We start from the raw sequence: 22,507 nt of genomic DNA on the forward strand, positions 1-22,507 counted from the left end.
GGTATAATGAGCTTAAAGAACATGTGAAATACTGAGCAATATTAAAGGAGATCGATGAGATGCCACAATACAGCTGGTTGGAAGCGATTGAAGTAACCGATGAAATGCTTCAGCAAACGGATACCCGATTGCCGGTCATTTGGATCAGTGCTTTGGACTGTACCGGGTGCAAGGAAGCGTTCACTCGTTCGTTTGAACCATCCACCTTGGATACGATGCTGAACTTTATTTCACTTGAATACAGCGAACTTCTTTCTGCGGCAGGCGGATACCAAGTGGAAGAACACAAGGAAACCATTTTAGAAAAATATAAGGGCCAATACGTTCTTGCGGTCGAAGGAGGAATTCCGGGGAGCGATGAATTTCTGATGATCGCTGGGAAATCGGTCAGAGAAGAAATTATCCATGCAGCAAAGCATGCAAAGGCAGTCATTGCTTTCGGGAGTTGTTCTGCATGGGGAGGCATTTCAGCAGCTGGGCTCAACCCTACCCATTCAGCTGACATTCGCTCGATTGTTCCCGAGGATGTGCCTGTTGCCCTTGTCCCCGGCTGCCCGCCGATTCCGGAAGTAATTATCGGTACCTTGCTGCACGTCCATTTCCACGGGGAGCTGCCAGAACTCGACAAGAAGCTTCGTCCAAAAAAATTCTATCAAACAACCGTCCATTTGACCTGCCACCGGAAACCCTTCTTTGATCAAAAATTGTTTGCCGAGTCATATGACGATGAAGGGGCGAGAAAGGGCTATTGTTTATTTAAATTAGGATGCAAAGGTCCAACAGCCTTTAATTCGTGTGAAGCACTTGGCTTGGATCGCTGCATCTCAGCTGGGTTCACCTGTATCGGCTGCTCTGAAAAGGGATTCTGGGACAAAGGATCCTTTACCGGAAAAAAGAAAAAATAAAGAAAACTCGCCGATTGGCGAGCCTTTAGCGAAGACAGAGGCGTAGTTGCCCTTATGCGTTCAGAATTTATGGATATAAATTCTGATTAGCTAATAAAGCAAGCACCTCAACTTGAAAGATTCCAAGAATGAGGTGCTTTTTTGATTTAATTTCTAAATAAAAATGGATTTCAAGGTACGAAGGTTCCCTCTATTTTGTATAGAGAAAGGTTGCTATTTCCTTTAAGTTTTTGCACTCTCATTCTACCATTCTATTTTTGTTATGCCCGTACCACAAGACCATCAACTATATAGTTAACAATCATTTCGATTTCATCTTCATCCCGCCCATTTATCTCTTGGTCTAAAAGAAATTTGAATACGAAAAATCCTACCATCGTGGTAATGATTAACCTTAATGCGGTTTCCGAGCCATTCTTTATACGATCGTCTTTTTGCCCTAATTTACCGAACAAATTTTTAAAGTCTTCATTTAAACTTCTAAGGTTTACTAAGAAATACGGTTCCCAGATTTCTTTCCGGAGAGTCAATTCGTGTAAAAGTATTTTGACAAGCGGTGAATACTTTTTGACCATATCATACCTTTCTTTTATAAATGTTGAAATAAAATCTTTAAGATTCTTGTACCGGTTGTCAAATCGTTCTGTTTCATTCATTCCATTGCCATGAATGGTTGTTAATTTTGAAATTGTTTTTTCCATTATCGATTGGAGTAAATCCTTTTTTGTTCGGTAATATCGAAAGATCGTCCCTTCAGCAACCCCGGCATTTATGGCAATTTCTTTCGTAGAAGAATCAAAAAATCCTTTCGTTGAAAAAATTAGGACGGCTGCTTCTATAATTCTTTTCTGTTTTTCCGTAAGGTGTTCATCTTTGAATAAATCTTCAACCATCTCTGAAATTGACATGATTTTTTTCCTTTCTCCCTAATAACCAACACCACTTGTTGCAATCTGATTTTTATATTGAAGCAACCTTTGAGCTTATAAATTTGCTTTTAGGGAATTTAAATGATAACGCAATAGTTCTTCCTTTTTTTGGGGATCCAGTTCATTATAAGGAACATCCTTTATAAACAAAACATTGCTGAGAAGAATTCCCCCAATATGCTGGGCAAACAATCCGGCATCCGCTTTTATATTCTGCCGATCAAAATGGAGCTGGACGCCTTTTTTTAACCCGTTGAAAATAAAGGAGGGAAAGTTTAATTCTTCTGATAAGTTTCCTACAAGACTTTCAGAAAGAAGCATTTTAATCATTTTTTGGTTTTTCGATAATATTTCAAGCCGGTTGTCCAATACTTTCAAAAAGAAAGAATCTGTATCTTCTTCGGCAAATTTAAGAATCTTTGTTTGAAACTGATTTTCCAATACCTTTTTAATCACTGTTTCAAATAAATTTTGTTTAGTGGAGAATTTCCGATACAATGTTACTTCGGCAACATCCGCTTCCCGTGCAATCTCCTGAGTGGTTGCCTGTAGGAAGCCCTTCTTCATAAACACGTTCATAGCGGCCTCAATAATTTGATCTGTTTTATTTCGCAAACTTCTTTCACTCCTCTGCTGCTTGTAATTTGCCCTTCTTTACTTTAACAAACCGATCAAAGATGATTAATATCGCAGGCATTACAATGATCGTACTAAGGAGGGCAAAGAACACATTCAATAATGTCATCATACCAAAATTGCTCAAAATGACGAAATCGGAAACAAGTAAGGCACTGAACCCGCCGATCACAGATAATCCAGAGGCAAAAACCGCTCGGCCAATCTTTTTATTCGCAATGATGATTGCTTCCATACTTGCAAAACCTTTCTTTCGTTCTTCATAAAACCTTTCCATTATTAAAATGGTAAATTCCGTCCCGATTCCGATAATTAAAGCACCCAGGGTTGCCGTAAGAGGGGTATAAGCAATGCCGAACAAATACATGATTCCCCCCGACCAGCCGACAATAAAAAGAATGGGAAGTAAAGGGATGAATGCTTTTAGTGGATGACGGTAAATGGCAAGCAAACCGAGAAACACAAGTCCAACTCCGATTAGAGTCATTTTATGCCTTCCTGTCGTTAAGGAAGAAACCATTTCAACATCAAGGACGGATTTTCCAGTAACTGTAGTGGTCAGTCCAGCCAATTGATTTTTTCCAACATAGGATTCCAAGTAACCGATAAAGCGTTTTAGATTCTTTGCTTCTAAGTGTTTAATCCCTACCGTGATGACTCCTTCGGTTTGTTCTTTATTTACAAATAGTTTCAATTGATCCTCTGGCATACGATTTATGACTGATTTTGGATTCTCTGGCACTTTCCCTCCATTTGCTTTTTTCAAGAGTGTGGTAATGGATTGGGAATTCACCACGACATCAGGAAACTTTTTTTGCAAAGTCTCCGTCATGTCATCTGTCCATTTTAATATATTGTTATCAAGTACATGCTCTGCGCTATACATAATCGATACTTGATCGGTAGTTCCCAAAATCTCTCTCAATTTATGAATATCTTTTAACTCCGGTGTATTTTGTGGCATAAAAGTCTCTACATCTGTCTCGACGCCTGTGTTTATATCTCCCCAAATACCAAGTCCTGCAGTAATCAATGCAAGGAAGATGACAACCCATTTAAAAGAAATGACGGTTCGTGTTATTTTTTCAAGTAATCTTTCAACTTTTGAAGTTCCCTGAACTTTTGGGTTTTTACCATTTTTTTTCGTAAAAAAATGGTCTCTTGTGAATAAGACTGGGATCAAAATAAACAGGCCGACAAAAAAACTGATCACAATCCCAATCGTCAGCATTTTCCCAAAATCCTGAATCATTGGCACAGGTGATGTGTACAATGCAATAAAACCAAGTCCAGTTGCACTAATTGCTGTTAAAACAGCTGGAACCATATTTTTGACTGTGCTGTTTAAACTTGATACACTTTTTTGTTCTTTTTTATTTTTCATTAAGCCTGTTCCCTTCTTTCCATTTCTTCATTGTAACGACTTTGGAATTGGATAGCATAGTCGATACCAAGCCCAATTAGGATTGGAAAAACGGCCATTGAAACCATTGTCATTGGAATGCTTAACCACCCCATTAGACCAATTGTGCCAATGACAGCAAGCAAAATGACCAGGAGCGGAAGGAGTCTCCACCTAACTTTAAATACGATCGTGAGCACAATGATCATAAAAATTATGGATAGTCCTATCATTTTTTTCATACTTGTTTTCATAGATGTCCGAATGGAATCATCCAGCACCGGTTTCCCTGATACCATTGTGTTGATTGATTGAAGCTTATTTTCATTTAAATAGTGTTTGATCTCACCAGCGACTTCACTTTTTGTCGAATCCTCCACGTTTCCTTTAAATTTCACGATAAAGAGCATGTTCTCTTTCCCTACGATGACATTACTAAATAAATCTCGTAAATTACCATTATCATCATAAATCATTTTATCCAATGTCCTTTGGGTCTTTGGAAGTCCTGGCGACATATTGTCGGAATACGTCAGCATGGTTTCTAAATTATTGCTTATTGTGATTAACTGGTTTCCCATTTCAGAAAGACCATTCGCTAATTTTTTCAGATCATTTGTTTGCGCAATTTTTTTCTCGTTTAATTCTTGCAAAGAAGACTTTTGGCTATTAAGGCCTTGCTGCATACCGCTTAAACCGGAAATGGTATTGTCAGAAATGGCCGTTAGTTTTGCCCCTTTTTCTGAGGATATGATCATTTGTTTTGACAATTCTTCAAGCTGAATAGTCCCTTGACTTAATTGCTGCAGTTGTTTTTGCCGCTCCGGATTTGCAGCAAGCGATTTCTCTAACTGGTAACTCACGCTTTTCATCCTTACTGCTGCTTCATACAATTGATTTCCCATTTTTGAATAGCCATCTGTTAGCTGTAATGTGCCATTTGATAATTTTTTCTGCCCTTCAATCATTTTGCCAATTCCATCATTAAGATTTGCCATGTTTTGTTCCAGATTATTGCTGGCAGATTGTGGGGTCATATTTTGGTTAAGTTTGGTACTAATTTCATTAAGGTTGCTGCTCATCTTGCTTAAACCTGCTGTTACTTCCTTTAAACCCTCTGCATACTTTTCTGCCTGGTTGATCGATAGTTGATGAATCATTGTGTTGGGGCTGACAATAGAAAAGATCTCATCGTATGAATCCAGCTTTTTTTCCAAGCCTTCCATATTTTGAATGGACTGAATTGTCAGCAGATCTTTCGGATTTTTTGCCTGATACAGGACAATGATTGACTCGCCGCCAAATTTCTTTTCCAATGCCATATTATTTTGAAAAGGTTTCGTATCTTTCTCAATCAAAGTCTCATTCCCAGTCGCCAATTTAATACTGGCTGCCCCTGCAGCAAAAAGCAAAATCACAACCATTGTTAAAAGAATCAGTTTCATCGGATTCTTTCTAATGAATTCAGACATTTGTGTGAATATCTTCATGTGTTCCTCCTTTAATTTTGTTAGTACTAACATACATAAAAGATTTAAAAAGTTTGTTAGTGATAACTTACATTTAATATAATTGTTTTTCATACTACTGTCAATCTCCAGTATTTTGAACAGTAAAAAAACAATGGTATCGAAACCGCATACCATTGTTTATACGTAAGAATTTTCAAACTCTTTAAATACTGAACATCTTATATTCCGGATTGTAATTTTTTATAACCAAAATGTTTTATAGTGAATGCAGCAATGATACCGAAAATTGCAAAAGCCAGAATACTTGAAATAACGGTCCCCATTCCTGCATCCCATGGTAATTTTACTTTTCCTTGTGCAGCGTTAAGCGGAATAACAATAACCCAAACAGCAACTCCCCAAAAAACTCCAATAATAAATGTTCCCCAATGCTGAACCGCTCTCACTTTCCTTATGATTAGAAGCAGTAAATAGCCGGCAATTTGACCTGCAAGAATATGGAGAAGCAATTGGACAAAAGTTAAATTTGCTTCTAAATGGGATATACCTGTTTTTTCAGCGAACATAACAATCCCTGCTTGAATTAATGAACCAATTAAAAAACCCAATGAATACTTAATGTACATCACTTTATCACCCTTTTTATTTTAGTTTTAAGTAGATGTACAATCTTTATACAAGCAGGGTATAAAAATTATTCATTGATGACCGATAAAAAGTGAGCATCAATGCAGTACTGTTTATTATAGAAATAAATACCTTTCCTAACTGTTACAACTATTCGAACAATGAGAAAAGGAGGCGGAAAACAGTCCATTAATGCTCGCGATTGACGATATAATCGAGCAATTGTTTAAGAAATGGAGTCTTTCGTTGCACTTCTTGCAGCACTTCAATCCCCTGGCAATAATGTTTCCACATTTTTTTTCGCGCTTCATCAGCCCCGAGGAGGGTCACAAAGGTTGACTGGTTGTGCTCGGCATCTTGACCAATCGGTTTTCCGAGCAGGTTTCGATCCCCTTCAAAATCCAGCAGGTCATCTTTAATCTGAAAAGCAATGCCCGCATGATAAGCAAACTTTTTTAACATTTCGGTTTCCAATGCATCCTTCTCTGCAAGAATGGCTGGCATCATCAGCGAAGCTTCAAACGCAATTCCGGTTTTATAAAAGCAAAGCGCCTCCAATTGCTCAAGAGTCAGTGGCATCCCCCTTGAGTTTACGTCCATCGTCTGACCCATGCACATTAACTCTGTTACTTTAGTCGAATAGTGAATCAATTGAAGCACCATCCTAGAATGAAATCGGGCAAGTGTTGTTTGCTCCCCAATCGCCTTTTGCGTCAGAAACAGACCGGTTAACTCGGCTGTCGCCGTGTTATACAGTTTGTGCACGGTGGGACGGCCCCTGCGAAAGGACGCATTATCCTGGGCCGGCAAATCATCAAAAATGAGTGAAGCAGTATGCATGTATTCCAATGATCTCAAAAGCGGCAAAATAGAAAATCGATCTAACCCGTACTCATTTACACCCATATACCAGGCAATGATCGGCCTCAATCGTTTTCCATCCCCTTCAAGGCAATAATTTGCAGCTTCAATGATCGGAACTGCCGTTAAAGAATCATTCCCGATTGTTGAAATTGGTAAAACGCTATTAATCTGCTGGCGTACTCCTTTAATCGTTTCCGAAAATTCTTCCCGCTCCCTCCGTTCATCTTTCAATTGTGAAATCATCTGATCCCGAAGCAGCTTATCAAAAAAATCCACATCAACAGCTTTATCAACCATTTTTTGAAGAACACGGTTGAAGCCCGGGTTGCTGGCAGCAAACAGTTCCATCACTTCATTGTATGTTTTGTTTCCCATTCGTCCTTTAAAGCGTTTAAGTCCGTTGATCGCACGGTCAAGAATTACCTCACGAGTATCCGGTTCTGAGTAATAGACGTGATGGATCAAATGAAAAATAACCGTCCAATAGAATTCAAACGGGTTGATAAGATCCGGACGCCGTTGGTGGTATTTGAGATAATACGTATAGGGCGTAACCGCACCCACGTTCAAATCCTCAAACATGTCGGCAAAATCATCTGCAAGCTGATTGTAAATGCCGTAGAAAAAGGTTCGGTTTTCGAAGCCCTCATCTTCAGGTGCATTCATAACCGAGCGGGCAATTAAGCGGGAATAAGAGGACTTTAAGATGATTGGTATATAAATCTCCTCATTTGTATAGTGAGGATTGGACAATTCCTTGACCCGATCTACTTCCTGCGATTGAAAAAAAACATACGATTGTTTGAAAAATGACCGTAAAGTGTCCGGACGGTGATTGTCTTTTATGTACTCAAATGCTTCCCTCAGTTCCTCATGAATAAAACGAATGAAACTCAAGTGATTCCCTGGCCATCTTTCTAATTCTGGAACAATACCAGTCACAAGCGCTGTCCGAATTATATTTGAATATTCTGCTTTTTCGTTTTCTGACAAAACATTTGCATCAAGAAGGTCATCAATGTATGGATAGGTAAGACCGTAAGAATAGCCGAGCCGAATCGCTTTAGCAAGACTTTCGGCACGTTCTGTTGGTGAATCCTTTTTATCCATTTCCACAAACTCATGCATGAGTACGCCAGCAATGATTTTTAACAATTTTCTCTGGGCATGATCCGGATCCATCCCCTTCGGAATAGTAGCTGAAACCGTCTTAAGTTTATCGATCAGCCAAATGATTGTCGATTCGATGCCTTCTTTCTCGCCCCAGCGGTACAACTGGGCGATGCTAAAATCCTTCTGATTGCGTTCCCGTTTTGTCAGATGCTTTTTTAACTGGTCAACCACACGCCGCACCTTGTCCCGCGTTTCAATGGAATCCAAGGTTTTACCCAAATCCCGTATAAAAAGATAGGAAATGCTTCGATTTAGGTATGGATCCAATTTTCCTTTGCGCGCGAGCCATTGGATATATTGATGATCATTCCTTGAATCCGGCTCTCTCATCCTGTCAGTCAAAAAGGAAAACAATGAAGGTCTATGGTTTTGTTTCCAGGATTGCAAATCTTCAATTAAGGTTGAGACAAACGTCTTTTGCAAGACTTGCTGTTTAAGAGTCTGAAAATATTGGTCAGCTTTTTTTACAGCCATCCGATAGCATTCATTTGGATTTTTGACAAACTCCTCACTCATACTTTGCGTACCTCAACTCATTTGGTTTCACTTTCTAAGCTATATTTTAACCATTCTATTAAGTATAGTGCCAAAATCCCCTCTTTATGCCAATAACCGCATTCGATATATTCCTTTAATCCATAAAAAACGCATTGGGCTTCTTCATTGAAATCCAATGCGTTTTTATACGTGAATGCTTTTTTTTTATGATAAACGCGTATTGTCATATTTAACCCATATAGAGCCAATCATTAATTGAAGCCTTGTAACCGTCAAGTGAAAATGAACACTTTTTGCTAATTAATTTTGGACACTTTTTCGCCCAAAAATTGAAGAACGATGTTTCATACGATAACTTTCTTCTTCTTTAAAATGGATCACTTCTGCTCGATGGATGAGTCTATCTAAAATAGCTGTAGTAATGCCAGGATCCCCTAATAATTCGCCCCATTCCTGAGGGCTTTTGTTTGATGTTATAATGACGGAGGCTCGATCGTACAAGTCATTAATCAAATGAAATAACAGATTAGCTTCCCGAGTGTCCATCGCCATGTACATCAAGTCATCAATAATGACCAAATGGGAGTCTCTAATTCGTTTCATCCTTGTCTGTGACTTTCTTGTAAATTCCTCCGTTTTCAATGTGTGTATTAATTCCCCCATTGAGATAAAGGATACTTTATATCCTTGATGAATAGCCTCTATTCCTAGTGCCGTCGAGAGGAGGGTTTTTCCCACCCCTGTCGGCCCTAGAAGTATAAGGTTGTACAGTTGATCAATCCAAGTGAATTCCTGTAATTGATTAATTTGCTTCATGCTTAGGGATTGTTGCTCATTGACGTTAAATGCATCAATTGTTTTATAAAAAGGAAACCCTGCCCACTTTAATCGCTTTTCAATTTGCTTCTCATCACGACGCTTTTGCTCATAAGCCGTCAGGTGCTCGACAAACATCCTGTATGTCCAATCCTCCGATTCGGCTTGGGAAATTAGCGTAGGAAGATAGGTGGCGCTTTCCGACCACCTTAATGAACATAAACGTTGTTGCAGTTGTTCTAGAGACAAGCTCAATTGGGTATACCTCCTTGTAAAATCGCAAAATAGTCATTCATATCTCGAATCTTTGGTTTCGTTAATAGGACGGATTTATCAGCTGCTTCCAAAGGCTTTATCGGGGCTTTTTCTGGCTCGGCTTGTGCACTGTCCTCTTGGCGCTGTCGTTTAACATATAGGATAATATCACTAAATTCAGTCGCACTATACAAGCCTCTATCCATACACTCCTTTAAAGCCTCGCATGCAAACTCTGGAGCCGTTTTAATCGCTTTTGATATAAGCTGAAGCTGATCCCGAATATATCGCGGATATCTACTATGGACTTCAGTTAGAAATTCATGTGCGAGCTCAACTTCTTCAAATTGCTTAGAAACACTCGCGATGTAAGCAGGAATACCTTTGGTTCGGTCTCGTTTATGTTGGCGGTCTTGGATCAATCTGCCCTTTTCTTGACAAATAATATGATCCGCAATCACAGACCCTTCCTTTTCCTCTCGAACAAGGAGATGGCTCTCATCCGTCACTTCTATATAAACATCTTTATCTTTCTTATAGGTTCCGAGAGGAACAGAGTAGCGATTTGACAAGTAGAGAATGGTGTTGTCCTTACGAACGGTTCTTGTTATACTTGAATCAACGTTTGAAAGTACAATTTCTTTAGTGACTAGTCGTAAGTGTTGTTTTTCTATGGCAAACACTTCGACTGGTCTTTTTTTGGTTGTATTGTGAACTTTACCATTCCCCGTCCTTTCTAGCCAGGCGATACACTGTTCATTCCACTGATCGATCCCACCGAATACCCGATTTTTAGCGAAGTTTTTCTTTATAAATCCAACTACATTCTCAATCCGACCTTTACTTTCAGGGTCCGCTTTCCGACAGACGTGGAGGACTAATTTTCTTTCTTCACGGTAAGCTTGAAATTCTCCCGTAAGTATTAAATCACCTGAATTCTCACTGACTACCATGAGAGAATCCTGATCATAAACAAGTTCATGTGGAATGCCTCCATAAAACTGAAAGGCGCTCTCATGCGTTCGAATAACATCTTTCGTTGTGAATGGCCTGTCCAGCCATTCGACGTACTTAAAACGAGAATGTGACAACACAAAGCTAATGAAATATAACTTAATCTCCTTTCCTTCCGGTGTTTTTTGTACGGTTTGGCCAAAGTCGACCTGCGCCTGTCTTCCCATTGGTGGATCTGGAATGGCTTCATAGACCCGCTTTTCTTCGACTTTAGGAATATTGTATTTCTCACGTAATCCTTTAACGTAGCCACGCACTGTACTCTCGCCAATTTGTAATGTCGGATTCTCTTCTCGTAACCAATCATGGATTTGGGAAGAAGAGAGATCAGGGTGCTCGCTTAACCATGTGTGAATGAGCATTTCATAAGGATCCAATTTTTTATACCTCGTTTTTGTAGATGCCATCCATGCACTCATTTCCTCTGGTGATTTCTCAAGGTATTTATACACGGTAGTCCTAGAGATCCCTAATTTTCTAGCAATTCTTCTCACCCTAAATCCTTGCTGCTTTAATTGATAAATTTCCATATACACTTTCCACTTTTCCACCTTTCAACTTCCCTCCACCTGAATTGATAGTCTAATAACCTATCATATTATACAGGTTTATGGGAAAACATTTAATAGTATGGGGAAGGTGAGCGCGAGCATTGAAAAGGGTGCCGCCCCTCCCCGGGGCGGCACCCTTTTCAATGCCAAATCCCCTAAGCCCCTAGGTTAAAAAGTGTCCATTTTTATCTAGCGGAAACTGTCTACTTTAGTATAGCAGTTACAAGCCTGTCTTTGTATCGTGCTGCCTTAAGAAAAAGGAAGATTCGGTCAGGAACGGAGAAGGGAATTTGAACGAATTCTCCAAAACTGCCAGCCGAATCAGCTTAACTTTGATTTCCTTACTAAGAGCAAGCCATTCCGAATTATCGATTCTCATCTTAAACGCCTCCACTCAAACTATTTGTATTAACATTGCCCAACATGCAAAGCATTTCAATACACTCACGGATTCCAAATGAATTTATATTCATTCTTTTCCCTATAAATGGATTTCCTAACATCTTTTTATCTGTCAAATTATATGAAATTTCTACAGAATTCTACCGTATTGTTTTTTGGGTTTATCCCTTGTAATGAGTTATCGTTTTTCTCTTGCTTTATGCTTTTTGGGCGTTGATGAAGGATAAATTTTCCCACTAATATTTGAGTATATTTTATTTTTGGTATATACCCGTGGCAGAGGTATTTTATGATAAAATCGCTTTAAAAACAATGCAAAAATTAGAGAAATAATTGAAATCAATATCTTGCCAGTCAATAAACTTAAAATGAATAGTACCATTGCTGCAACAACTCCTGCATACCACATCCACTTATTCATTCAAATTCCTCCATAAAAATAATTAACCATGCTAAAATTTGTAAAATTATTGCTATCTGCCTTACGATGTTGTAAAATAAAAGGGGTTCCTCTGCATAAAGAACCCCTTACGACTGATTTTTTTCCTAGACAGTACTCTCAGCATTTTCATCTTCAATTTTTAGGGACCTGGCTTTCATGCCCTTATAATACCAAACATATAAGGCTAACCAAACGATTGCACCCAAGATTCCGAAAATTTCACCATTTGCCGCATGTGCAAAGATATAGCGAAAATCAGGATATTCCAGTGTGCTCCACGAAATCATTTGCCCTTTCGGAACTTGAACAGATTTTGTTTCAATGGCTAGGTTTGTGACAATTGGGGCAAAGCTTGTAGCGAGATATAAAAATATTGGAGTTGTGACAATTCCTAATACAATCATCCGCAGCAGATTTCCGCCGGTGACGATCAATGCAGGAACAGCAACAGAAAGATTAATGATTCCAGCAAAAGGCAAAACCGAGTTCCCAGGCAGTGTAACGGCAAATCCTAACATAAATGGAATTAAGATAATGGCTGTAACCCAAACCTCATTACATCCAGCCATAATCGGCCAATCAAGGCCAATATAAAACTCCCGGCCTTTAAAACGCTTTTGCATGAATTCTGAAGTAGCATCTGACAATGGGGACAATGCTTGCATGAATAATTTTGATACCATTGGAAATAAAGTTAGCGCTGTTGCCCCTTGTACTCCCAGTGTCAAGGTTTGAGCGAAACTTAGTTGTGCAAAAACGCCAATCAGGACAGCAATGATAAAACCCATAATATGGTTTTCTGCAAAAATACCGAGTTTTTGTTTTAGCCAGTTTGCATCAATTTGCTTATTCATGCTAGGAATAAAGTCTAATAGTTTGTTCAGCGGATACAGGATGACACCAAATAATGTCATGCTGTGTGTACTTGTAACCCCGGGGATTTGGGTAACTTTTTGAATTTGTTTTTGATTCACGTCAGCGATTTTCAGTTCAAGAACCATCTGGCCTGCTGCCACGATAAATGCCAATGTCATACTGTTTGAAACGGCAGCAACAATGACAGCAGTTAAAATTTTCCCCCATACATTCCATAAATCCACATTCAATGTGTTCGTTTGTTTAATTGCCAGCATGATAAGATTGACGCCAATTTGGATGGGGAACATAAAAAAGGCAAGTGGCCATGCCCATGCTAGGGCGGCAAGTGCTGTCCAACCGCTATCAATCGCATTCAGCTGGATGCCTGTATTTTTAACAAATTGTTGAGCTGCCGGTCCAATGGATCCCATCATAAAGCTAATAATTAGCCCCATGCCAACGAATGCCACGCCAAGAGTGATACCGGAAGAAAGCGCATCTTTAAACTTCATTCTGACAATTAGTCCAACAATAATCAAAATAATCGGTACAAATACAGGTGCCCCCATATTTAAAATATAATTAAAGATGGATTGAACGATACCCATTTAAAATCCCCCTTTTTTATGTTTACCTAAGCGCATCGATTATTTTTTGCAGTTCTTTTTCCATGCCTACACCAGTTAAAAAGGCGATGCTATTGCAAACAGGGACCGGATATTCTTTTTCTGGCTTTGTGATCGCAATATATGCGGCAGCCGTTTTTATATACGTATCGATTGATTTGATGTCCACTGCATCTACTTGGGCAGAAATTCCTCTTTCTCGAAGTAATCTTTGGACCTTTGATGCCACTGTTTGAGATGTCGCTACTCCTGATCCGCAAGCTACGATAATTCTTTTCATTCATTGACTCCCCCTTATTTAGCAAGTGTGTTCTTTCGACCTTTTAGACATTCAAAATTTCTTGTATTCTGTTAGGTTTTATTTTTCTGGCCATATCCTTTGAAGCGCTCTACCATCATTTCCATTTCTTGGTCACTCAGAATTACTGGTTCCCCAATTGATTTTGCTTGCCAATACAGCCTTGCACAGAACTCCAATTGCTCAGTAGTTGCGAATGTTTCCTCTATTGTAGCGCCAACAACATTTATTCCATGATTGGCCAACAAAACAGCATTTCTATCTTCCATTCCCTTAAGAGCATTGTTTGCCAACTCAGCTGTTCCATAAGTAGCATAATCAGCACACTTAATGTCTTTCCCACCGCCATGTGCAACTAGATAATCAACAGCAGGCAAATCCCATCGTAAGCAAGATATTGTTGTTGCATATAATGAATGTGTATGAATCATTGCAGTAACATCATTACGATCTCGATAAACAACCGCATGCATCTCATATTCACTTGAGGGCTTTAAAGCACCATCGATCACATTCCCTTTTAAATCCATTATTACGACATCCTTGGGTTGCATCTCAAAATAATCAATACCAGTAGGACTAATCGCCATATATCCTTGTTCCTTATTAAAAATACTTAAGTTTCCACCTGTACCGACAGTTAATCCGCTTGTTACAAGCCTTTTTCCATACGCTACAATTAATTCTCTTTCTTTTTGCATAAATAAACATTTATGAGTCATTTCATCTACCCCCGAAAATAACTGAGTAAACTGCTGATGCTCTTCGATTACTTCAGAAAACCACCTCCTCACTTTTTAAGTATTTCTAGTTCACTAATTTACCATTATTTAAAATAATGAAGAAAAGCAGATTTTTAGAAAGCGTTTTCATCCCAAATTTTAAACATTCCTTTGAGTAAAAATGTGATGGAAAGTCATTCATCTCACTTCGTTATATATAGTAACTGGAAGGCATGAGATACCTTCTGTTGAAAACCAGATTTTTCATTCATCAAGGTTATATTGAAAGTTTTTGGCATCATGTTTTTGCTCTAGCATCCTCAGCCCTTCAAAAATTTTAGCGTGGATTGCAACATAAGCGTTATATTCAATTCGTTCCAGCATATCATAGGTTTTCCTTAATGTCTTATCGACAACAATAATCCCATGTTCCCGGAGCAAAGCAGCAACAGGCAAATCAGCTTTTCTTGTTTCCATATAATTTTTAACCATTTGGGCTAATTGAAGACTGGTAGCAGGTGCGAAATCCAAAACTTTGATCTCGCCTAACTTTCGAGTACTTTCTGTAAAATGAGGCAAATCCAACCCTAAAGCAGCAAATACCATTGATTCTTTTGGGTGGGCATGAACAACAGCACCGGCATTTGGTTTTGTTTCGTAAACAGCTATGTGCATATTGAATTCTCTTGTTACTTTGCCAACTCCTTCATAAATTGTTCCTTCTTTATCAATCACTAGAATATCTTCAGGATTCAATCTGCAGAATTTGGCTTGCGACATAAGAGTCGGGGTCATAATAAAATGTTTTTCACTAACCTTTACACTAATATTGCCCCCGGCAGCATTTGTATTAAAACGATCAAACATCATCCTGGTGACTTCGCAAAGTTCTTTCCGTTGGTCTAAATATAACATTTAATTCACTCCCCGAATGAATTGGATTTGGACTTCTTTTTCCAAATCTTTAGCAATTTTTAAAGAAAAATCTGAACTCCCTTGCTGTGTTGCCTTAGAAGCACCAAGCGCGGTTGCAAATCGAAAAATCTCCTCCAAAGGACAATTTTCACTTAATTTTGCTGTTATGCCTCCTACGAAAACATCACCGCAGCCCGTATCATTTACTTCTTTTACTTTTGGAGGGATAAAATGATAAATCTCCTGTTGAAAACCCACTAAACTTCCTCTTTTTCCAAGCGAGATCACAACATATTGAATTCCCTTATTCATTAGGATTTGAATTTCCTCAGCAAACTCTGAAATCGTATGACAATTCTTACCTATTAATTCTTGAAACTCAAATTCATTTGGCTTAATCAATGTCGGCGATAATTCAACAGCAGTTTTTAAATAATCACCGGAAGCATCAACGATCAGCTTTCCGTTAAGGTCTTTTACAGTTTGGAGGATCTTTTTATATTTATCAACATCAATTCCTGCCGGCGGACTTCCCGCAAAAACAACAATATCTTTTTCTTTTACAAACTGTTTTAACTTTTTGAGCAGTTTCTCATAGCTTTCATTTTTTATTTCGAAACCTTGATCAGTGATCATATAGCTCCCTTTTCCGGATTCATCAATAATAATGAAGCTTTCTCTTGTTTTACTTCCCTCTTGTTCAACAAAGTCACAATGGACTCCTTTTTTTCTCATTAATTCGATTAAAAGATCTTTATTTAAAGAACCTACAAATCCTGTGGCTATATTCTGAATTTGAAGGCTTGATAAAACAACCGAGACATGGGTAGCTTTTCCACCAATATCGTATGTTTGGTTTCGGATACGATTATTTTTCTTTCGCGTTAGCTCTTCACTAATATACAAAATATGATCAATCGCTGTATTTAAAGTGACAGTATATATCATGGTTGATCCCGTCGCTTTCTTGAAAAACTTGTCGAGAATCCTATTTTTCGGTATAATAAAAGTAGTTGGTCATGGACTTTTTACATTTCAAGCAATATTTGTTTCTAATATTGATAAAATTTGCCGTTTATCTTCCTCTTCAATAAGTTGTTCCATAACTTTTTTATTCATAAACAAATCGATTAGCTTCTGTAACAAAGGGGCTTGTGCTTCCGACCGTTTTAATCCGAGAACAAAAATTAACTGTGCGGAAACAATTTTATCATCTGTACCCATTTCAAAAAATTCTATTTTCTGCTTTGGTCTTATTACGGCAATAAAAGGTTTTATAATTTTTTCGGGATCTGTGTGGGGAATTGCTACGTGGTACGGTTCTGTTCTTAACCCGGTCGGATATTTTTCCTCCCGTTTTAGTAAAGCTTCTTTAAAATCTTCTGTTACATATCCTTGTTCGACCAAGAACAATGAAATTTGTTCAAAAAACTGATACTTTGTCGTACAATTTAAGCTTGTTAAAATTAAGTTTTGATCAAATAATTGTGAGAATAGTTTCATAGTGTTCTCCCTTTCAGATTATTTCCATATCGCCTTATTATTCTTATCATACTTCAATCAAAATCATCACCCCTTCACAGTAGAACCCACGATTACTTGGAATATTTACTGATTAATGACAAAATTTCGCTTTTTTCTTTGGCATTCACTAGTTGGTCAAGACTGACGGGATCTGCCAATAAATCGTTCAACTGCATTAGTGCTCTTAAATGTGTGCTTCGGTCAATTGCGGCAATAATGATAAAAACTTTTACAAGGTTCCCATAAAAATCAACGTCTTTCTCCAATTTTAATAAACTCATCGAAAGACGATTCACTCCATCTTCGGGCCGAGCATGAGGTATTGCCACTTTTGGAGCAATGATGATATATGGTTCATGAGTTTCAAACATATCGATCATTGCATCAATGTATTCCTGCTTAATTGACATTGAATCTAATAGCGGTTTGGAAGCTTTTCTTACAGCTTCTTGCCATGTATCCGCCTTTTCTTCTATGAATAAAGATTCCTCTGTAATTAATTCTTCTATTGGGGGCTTAATGGTGTTTTTTATAATAGGAACCGTACAGTTTGATTGTTTCTCAAGAAAAAATGCCTGTAATGATGTTTCTAATGTTTCTTTGTTTTTTATGACTGCCTCTTTTTCTATTAACTTAATTAAATCTTCTAAACGAAAATTGACCGGGCTATATCCGTTTAAATCTTGATATACTCTTGCTTTTAAGCGATATTTCTCATCGTTTGACATTAATGGCTTCACAAGAAATAATTTTTTATCTTTTTTTAAAAAAGTCGTTGAAAAAACGAAATCATACTGCAATGGGTAGTGGATAAAATCCCGTAATGAAATATGGTCTAGAAAGATGATTTCAGGGAAAAGGCCGCGTAAAGTTTCATATAAAAGCTTGGAAACCGAAATTCCGTTCGGACAAACGACAACTGCCATTTTCTTGGTTGAAATCTCTTCACCTTGCTTAAGTAGCCATGATCCGAACAGCATTGTTAAGTAGGCACTTTCACTTTCAGGAAATTTTAATCCGATTGCCTCCTCAAGCGGAACAACAGCTTTTTTAACAAGATGATGCAATTCACCATGTTCTTTTAATACGGACTCCAAGAGTGGATTCTCTACTTTTAATTGATATTTTACTCGATACAGAGCCGGCCTCAAATGCAAATACAGTCTGTTTACAAGTTCATCCTTTTCCTGAAGGCTTACACATGCTAAATTTTCAAAACATTTTACCATTCCCACAATTCCTTCAAACAGCTCCGGTTTTTGTTTTTCTTCTACTTCAAATGAAGAAATACTTGATGCTAATAATTGCAAAGTAATAAACAATAGTTCTCTTTCATCAAACTCCTTTTCTTCTGTCAAAAGTTCATCAACCGCTTTATATTCTTCCGTATAAAGCAAGTCATGGTAATAATCTTCTAATGACTTTCTTTGCCGAATCCGTCGAATAATCAATGATAATGTAAAGGGAAGTTCCTCCAGCTTTTCATCCGTAAAACGAAACTTTAAGTGTTTTTCGATTCTTTCTAGGCGCTGGCGTATTTTTAAGACTTCTTCTTCACTTAGCCCCAATATTTCAAAAAACCACTGCCTACTACTCTCGGTTTGCAGCAATAAACAAACAAGCTTGATTATTAAATGCCGTTTATTTAACTCATTTCCTTCTATAAAGTATCCGTCTTTTCTTGTATACCTTACATTTAATCCAAACGATTCAGTAATGGATCCAACTCCTTTTAAGTCATACAGAACTGTATTTCTGCTTACTTTTAGAGCTGAAGATAGGTGGAATAAAGATAACGGTTCTTCTCGAATCAATAACAATAAAATGATCAACTTTTTTCTTTCTGAATCTGAAATAACATAGTCATAAATTGTGATATCCTTCATCAATTCCGGAAAGGTTTCCTGAACAACTTGATCAACAAATATCCCCTTTTGGCGTTCCCTTTTTAAAGGAGGCATTTGGTTACTTGACAGCCAATCATCAATTTTCCCAAGACTGTAATTAACTTGAAAACGGGATAATTTTAGCTTTTTTTCCAGAGATGAAATTTTAACTCCTTGTGTTAGGAGTATTTCTTTAAGCAAAATAGTTGATCGTTCATCCAGCTGCAAGTTATCACTTCCCTTCCTTGGTTATATTGTAAGGCAAAAACGAAGAAGAATGTATACGTTTTCACCACGAATTTTCCAAACTGAATTACACATCATTGTGATAAATTTTATTTTGGATACACTATGTATTCTTCTAATGTTTTAATAATCGCATACAAATGCTTTAGCTTTACGGAGAGTTTTCGGATCTATAATGTTTTTTCGGATGATGAAAATTTAAACAAGATATATAGAAAATGATAGGTTCTTTTATCTGAATTCATAACCAAGCAATAATCTTTTTCTCAGACATTCAAATGAATGAATCAGTTTCCAATACTAGGGGTAAGAACTGCCCATAATCCTTAATTTAATTACAGAATTTTAATTATATAAAACTACAACTTCTCCTTCAAAAACGTTATACTATACACAAACCCCTTTCCAATAATCGGAAAGGGGTTTTACGAAAGTCTACGACCAGCCTCTGAAGCGTGAGGCCTCTGCTAATTTTCTGATGCCGACCATGTAGGCTGCCAAGCGCATGTCGACTTTATGGGTTTGGGCAACTTGATAAATATTTTCAAAAGAATCCACCATAATTTTTTTGAGTTTATCCTCAACCTCTTCCTCCGACCAGTAATAACCTTGATTGTTTTGCACCCATTCAAAATAGGAAACCGTTACACCGCCGGAGTTTGAAAGAATATCAGGAACTAGAAAAACGCCGCGATTTGTCAAAATTTTTGTTGCTTCAAGGGTTGTCGGTCCATTCGCTGCTTCAACAACAATCGAAGCCTTTATATTGGCGGCATTGTTGGCCGTTATTTGATTCGAAATGGCTGCAGGTACAAGAATATCGCAGTCAAGTTCGAATAATTCCTTATTTGTAATCGTGTTTTGAAATAGTTTGGAAAATGTTCCAAAACTGTCTCTGCGGTCAAGCAAATAATTTATATCTAATCCCTCAGGATCCGCGACTGCTCCGTAAACATCGGAAACACCTACCACTTTTGCCCCGGCATCGTGCATAAACTTCGCTAAATAACTTCCCGCATTTCCAAAGCCTTGGATTACCACGCGCGCGCCTTTAAGCTCGATCCCCTTTTTCTTCGCAGCTTCTTCAATCACGATTGCAACACCGCGCGCAGTCGCTGTTTCACGCCCTTGCGAACCGCCCAGGACAATCGGTTTTCCCGTAATAAATGCAGGTGAATCATATTCCCGCAATCGGCTGTATTCATCCATCATCCACGCCATTATTTGCGAATTCGTATACACATCGGGTGCAGGAATATCTTTATTTGGTCCAACAATTTGGCTAATGGCACGAACATAGCCGCGGCTCAAGTTTTCCAATTCCCGCAATGACATATTGCGCGGATCACAAATAATTCCGCCTTTTCCACCGCCAAACGGAAGGTTGGTAATCCCGCATTTTAAACTCATCCAAATAGACAATGCTTTTACCTCATCTTCATCAACCTCCGGGTGAAAGCGAACGCCACCTTTTGTCGGTCCAACCGCATCATTATGCTGAGAACGATAGCCGGTAAACATTTTAACAGAACCATCATCCATTTTCACAGGAATTCTCACAGACAAAAAGCGCAGCGGCTCTTTTAGCAGTTCGAACATTTCCTCACTATAGCCCAATTTCTTTAACGCTTCATGGATAACCGTTTGCGTTGAATAGAACAAATTTATTGATTCTTGGTCTTCTTGTTGTTGTTTTGACACTTCACTGAATACTGTACCTGCAGTCATGGTTGACACCTCTAAAATTGATTTTTATAGTATTTTTTCTAGTGAGCAGGCACCGCATTATGCGGCTTCCTGGTTTTGCACTTTTGAGCTTTTCAGCTTATGGCCTTCCCATTTGGAAATTATGATTGCGGCCAGCGAGTTGCCAACAATGTTGACACATGTCCGGGCCATATCGAGAAGACGGTCAACTCCGAGAATAAATGCCAGGCCTTCAACTGGAATCCCTACACTCCCCAAGGTGGAAAGCAGTACAACAATCGATACCCCAGGTACGCCGGCAATCCCTTTGGACGTTAACATTAAAATAAGGACAAGGGTAATTTGCTGGCCAATACTCATTTGAATTCCGTACATTTGGGCAATAAACAGGGCGGCAATGGCTTGATAGAGTGTAGAACCATCCAAGTTAAAAGAATAACCTGTCGGAATAACCAAAGAAGTTATCGCCTTTGGACAGCCGATCTTCTCCATTTTCTCCATAATTCTTGGCAACACTGTTTCTGAACTCGCTGTCGAGTAGCCTAAAATTAATTCATCTTTCAAGTACCCTAGTAGCTTAAAAATGTTATAACCGGCAATTTTGGCTACCAGCCCTAATACAACGAGAATAAAGAAAATCATGGCACCATAAACTGTGATTACTAGCTTTCCTAGCGGAACCAAGGAAGCAAGGCCAAATTTGGATACTGTCACACCAATCAACGCAAAAACACCAAATGGTGCAACTTTCATAATTTGATTTGTGACATAAAACATCGCATCCGCCGTACCTCTAAAGAAATGAATAATCGGCACCCCTTTTTCGCCAATCGCTGCAACTCCAAGTCCAAACATCACAGAGAAAAAGATAATGGCCAGCATATCTCCGTTCGCTAAAGCCTGAACAATATTGGTAGGAACGATATTTACAAAAGTGTCAATTTTCGAGTGGGATGCGGTTGTTTTTTCAGTCGACACATACGAGCTAATATCTGATTTAATCAGCTGCGTGCGATCGACTCCTGAACCTGGATGGAACACGTTCGCGGTTAGAAGACCGATGACAATCGCTACCGTTGTAATAATTTCAAAATAAAGAATCGTTTTGCCGCCCAATTTTCCAAGCGACTTCATATCCCCTGCTCCCGCGACCCCCACAACAAGACTTGAAATCACTATTGGAACCACGATCATTTTAATTAACCGTAAAAAAATGTTTCCAATTGGCGACAGATAGGTTTCCACTTGTGGATTCCCGTAAAAAAAAGCCCCCACAATAATCCCAAGAACTAAACCAATGAAAATTTGCCAAGCTAAGCTTATTTTCTTCACATTTTCCTCCCCTTTCTCTAAACGGTAATAGCAATGGTTACATTTTTATAGAAAATATAACACTCCCACTTCGAAACAGTTCATTCTAGCAATTCGGTTTCTCACCCCCCATCCTAAAACCCTTTCCATTTAATCGCTAAAATTTGTAAAAAAACAAGAATGATTGCAAGAAAAGAAAATTGGGCTTAAAATAATTTTGTAAGCGCTTAAAAATTAACGTTCAGTTATGTCTTCCGCTTCTCAAACAAAGAGGTTTCTATCTGATTTAGATTCTATCTTACAGACTATGAAAACCTACAAAAAACAACAAACTAGATTGAAAATTTAATCATTTTCTAATTTTAAATTTACTTGAGAATCGGGGATGATCGTATTCGTGATAAATTCGTTTCCTATTTCTTTATGAT

General features: G+C 38.3%; 20 protein-coding genes. 1 reads left to right on the plus strand and 19 read right to left on the minus strand.

Going from position 1 to position 22,507, the window contains the following annotated elements; translation table 11 throughout:
- Positions 1-59: 59 nt before the first annotated feature.
- Positions 60-905, plus strand: a complete 846-nt coding sequence (locus ACQYAD_RS09060) for a hydrogenase small subunit (RefSeq protein WP_430237450.1) — start codon at positions 60-62, stop codon at positions 903-905.
- 260 nt (positions 906-1,165) lie between these two features.
- On the opposite strand, the gene ACQYAD_RS09065 is transcribed toward ACQYAD_RS09060, so the two are convergent.
- The 19 genes from ACQYAD_RS09065 to ACQYAD_RS09155 form a co-directional block, all read right to left on the minus strand.
- Positions 1,166-1,813 carry a TetR/AcrR family transcriptional regulator gene (locus ACQYAD_RS09065; RefSeq protein WP_430237452.1) on the minus strand — a complete coding sequence of 216 codons (648 nt, stop codon included), beginning with the start codon at positions 1,811-1,813 and terminating at the stop codon, positions 1,166-1,168.
- Between the two features lie 75 nt (positions 1,814-1,888).
- Complete coding sequence (locus ACQYAD_RS09070) at positions 1,889-2,449, minus strand: TetR/AcrR family transcriptional regulator (protein WP_430237454.1); 561 nt, start codon at positions 2,447-2,449, stop codon at positions 1,889-1,891.
- Positions 2,450-2,456: 7 nt separating this feature from the next.
- The gene (locus tag ACQYAD_RS09075) at positions 2,457-3,854 is read right to left on the minus strand and encodes an efflux RND transporter permease subunit (RefSeq protein WP_430237456.1); all 1,398 of its coding nucleotides are present in this window, start codon (positions 3,852-3,854) and stop codon (positions 2,457-2,459) included.
- Entirely contained in the window at positions 3,854-5,362 is a 1,509-nt protein-coding gene (locus ACQYAD_RS09080) for an MMPL family transporter (protein ID WP_430237459.1), read from the minus strand. Before ACQYAD_RS09080 ends, ACQYAD_RS09075 begins: the two co-directional genes overlap by 1 nt.
- Before the next feature lie 200 nt (positions 5,363-5,562).
- Positions 5,563-5,970: a hypothetical protein gene (locus ACQYAD_RS09085; protein WP_430237462.1), complete on the minus strand. Its 408-nt coding sequence runs from the start codon at positions 5,968-5,970 to the stop codon at positions 5,563-5,565.
- 190 nt (positions 5,971-6,160) lie between these two features.
- Complete coding sequence (locus ACQYAD_RS09090; RefSeq protein ID WP_430237464.1) at positions 6,161-8,524, minus strand: polyprenyl synthetase family protein; 2,364 nt, start codon at positions 8,522-8,524, stop codon at positions 6,161-6,163.
- Between the two features lie 282 nt (positions 8,525-8,806).
- Positions 8,807-9,577, minus strand: coding sequence for an IS21-like element helper ATPase IstB (gene istB, locus ACQYAD_RS09095; protein ID WP_430237467.1), 771 nt, complete (start codon positions 9,575-9,577; stop codon positions 8,807-8,809).
- Positions 9,574-11,142 carry an IS21 family transposase gene (gene istA / locus ACQYAD_RS09100; RefSeq protein WP_430236091.1) on the minus strand — a complete coding sequence of 523 codons (1,569 nt, stop codon included), beginning with the start codon at positions 11,140-11,142 and terminating at the stop codon, positions 9,574-9,576. Before istA ends, istB begins: the two co-directional genes overlap by 4 nt.
- A gap of 220 nt (positions 11,143-11,362) precedes the next feature.
- Positions 11,363-11,521: a hypothetical protein gene (locus ACQYAD_RS09105; RefSeq protein WP_430237470.1), complete on the minus strand. Its 159-nt coding sequence runs from the start codon at positions 11,519-11,521 to the stop codon at positions 11,363-11,365.
- A 201-nt stretch (positions 11,522-11,722) separates the two neighbouring features.
- Positions 11,723-11,965: a hypothetical protein gene (locus ACQYAD_RS09110; RefSeq protein WP_430237472.1), complete on the minus strand. Its 243-nt coding sequence runs from the start codon at positions 11,963-11,965 to the stop codon at positions 11,723-11,725.
- A 125-nt stretch (positions 11,966-12,090) separates the two neighbouring features.
- Positions 12,091-13,452 (minus strand): PTS galactitol transporter subunit IIC, encoded by a 1,362-nt coding sequence (locus ACQYAD_RS09115; RefSeq protein WP_430237475.1) that lies wholly within the window; start codon positions 13,450-13,452, stop codon positions 12,091-12,093.
- A 22-nt stretch (positions 13,453-13,474) separates the two neighbouring features.
- Positions 13,475-13,750, minus strand: a complete 276-nt coding sequence (locus ACQYAD_RS09120) for a PTS sugar transporter subunit IIB (protein ID WP_430237477.1) — start codon at positions 13,748-13,750, stop codon at positions 13,475-13,477.
- A gap of 71 nt (positions 13,751-13,821) precedes the next feature.
- A complete protein-coding gene (locus ACQYAD_RS09125) occupies positions 13,822-14,490 on the minus strand; it encodes an L-fuculose-phosphate aldolase (protein WP_430237479.1) in 669 nt (222 codons plus the stop codon).
- A 264-nt stretch (positions 14,491-14,754) separates the two neighbouring features.
- Positions 14,755-15,405 carry a class II aldolase/adducin family protein gene (locus tag ACQYAD_RS09130; RefSeq protein ID WP_430237481.1) on the minus strand — a complete coding sequence of 217 codons (651 nt, stop codon included), beginning with the start codon at positions 15,403-15,405 and terminating at the stop codon, positions 14,755-14,757.
- A complete protein-coding gene (locus ACQYAD_RS09135) occupies positions 15,406-16,353 on the minus strand; it encodes a 1-phosphofructokinase family hexose kinase (RefSeq protein WP_430237483.1) in 948 nt (315 codons plus the stop codon). It lies immediately after the preceding gene.
- A gap of 87 nt (positions 16,354-16,440) precedes the next feature.
- Entirely contained in the window at positions 16,441-16,908 is a 468-nt protein-coding gene (locus ACQYAD_RS09140) for a PTS sugar transporter subunit IIA (RefSeq protein ID WP_430237485.1), read from the minus strand.
- Positions 16,909-17,000: 92 nt separating this feature from the next.
- Positions 17,001-19,043, minus strand: a complete 2,043-nt coding sequence (locus ACQYAD_RS09145; protein WP_430237487.1) for a BglG family transcription antiterminator — start codon at positions 19,041-19,043, stop codon at positions 17,001-17,003.
- Between the two features lie 453 nt (positions 19,044-19,496).
- Entirely contained in the window at positions 19,497-20,789 is a 1,293-nt protein-coding gene (locus ACQYAD_RS09150; protein ID WP_430237490.1) for a Glu/Leu/Phe/Val family dehydrogenase, read from the minus strand.
- A gap of 57 nt (positions 20,790-20,846) precedes the next feature.
- Positions 20,847-22,100 (minus strand): cation:dicarboxylate symporter family transporter, encoded by a 1,254-nt coding sequence (locus ACQYAD_RS09155; protein WP_430237493.1) that lies wholly within the window; start codon positions 22,098-22,100, stop codon positions 20,847-20,849.
- Positions 22,101-22,507: the final 407 nt, after the last annotated feature.

This window comes from Neobacillus sp. SM06, assembly GCF_050496765.1.
GTDB lineage: Bacteria > Bacillota > Bacilli > Bacillales > Cytobacillaceae > JAEVLT01.

Coding starts and splice junctions, on each gene's coding strand:
- ACQYAD_RS09080 (WP_430237459.1), bottom strand. CDS start 5,362: ATGAAGATATTCACACAAATGTCTGAATTCATTAGAAAGAATCCGATG.
- ACQYAD_RS09140 (WP_430237485.1), bottom strand. CDS start 16,908: ATGAAACTATTCTCACAATTATTTGATCAAAACTTAATTTTAACAAGC.
- ACQYAD_RS09130 (WP_430237481.1), bottom strand. CDS start 15,405: ATGTTATATTTAGACCAACGGAAAGAACTTTGCGAAGTCACCAGGATG.
- ACQYAD_RS09125 (WP_430237479.1), bottom strand. CDS start 14,490: ATGACTCATAAATGTTTATTTATGCAAAAAGAAAGAGAATTAATTGTA.
- ACQYAD_RS09150 (WP_430237490.1), bottom strand. CDS start 20,789: ATGACTGCAGGTACAGTATTCAGTGAAGTGTCAAAACAACAACAAGAA.
- ACQYAD_RS09135 (WP_430237483.1), bottom strand. CDS start 16,353: ATGATATATACTGTCACTTTAAATACAGCGATTGATCATATTTTGTAT.
- ACQYAD_RS09090 (WP_430237464.1), bottom strand. CDS start 8,524: ATGAGTGAGGAGTTTGTCAAAAATCCAAATGAATGCTATCGGATGGCT.
- ACQYAD_RS09085 (WP_430237462.1), bottom strand. CDS start 5,970: ATGTACATTAAGTATTCATTGGGTTTTTTAATTGGTTCATTAATTCAA.
- ACQYAD_RS09115 (WP_430237475.1), bottom strand. CDS start 13,452: ATGGGTATCGTTCAATCCATCTTTAATTATATTTTAAATATGGGGGCA.
- ACQYAD_RS09065 (WP_430237452.1), bottom strand. CDS start 1,813: ATGTCAATTTCAGAGATGGTTGAAGATTTATTCAAAGATGAACACCTT.
- ACQYAD_RS09060 (WP_430237450.1), top strand. CDS start 60: ATGCCACAATACAGCTGGTTGGAAGCGATTGAAGTAACCGATGAAATG.
- ACQYAD_RS09075 (WP_430237456.1), bottom strand. CDS start 3,854: ATGAAAAATAAAAAAGAACAAAAAAGTGTATCAAGTTTAAACAGCACA.
- ACQYAD_RS09105 (WP_430237470.1), bottom strand. CDS start 11,521: ATGAGAATCGATAATTCGGAATGGCTTGCTCTTAGTAAGGAAATCAAA.
- ACQYAD_RS09110 (WP_430237472.1), bottom strand. CDS start 11,965: ATGAATAAGTGGATGTGGTATGCAGGAGTTGTTGCAGCAATGGTACTA.
- ACQYAD_RS09120 (WP_430237477.1), bottom strand. CDS start 13,750: ATGAAAAGAATTATCGTAGCTTGCGGATCAGGAGTAGCGACATCTCAA.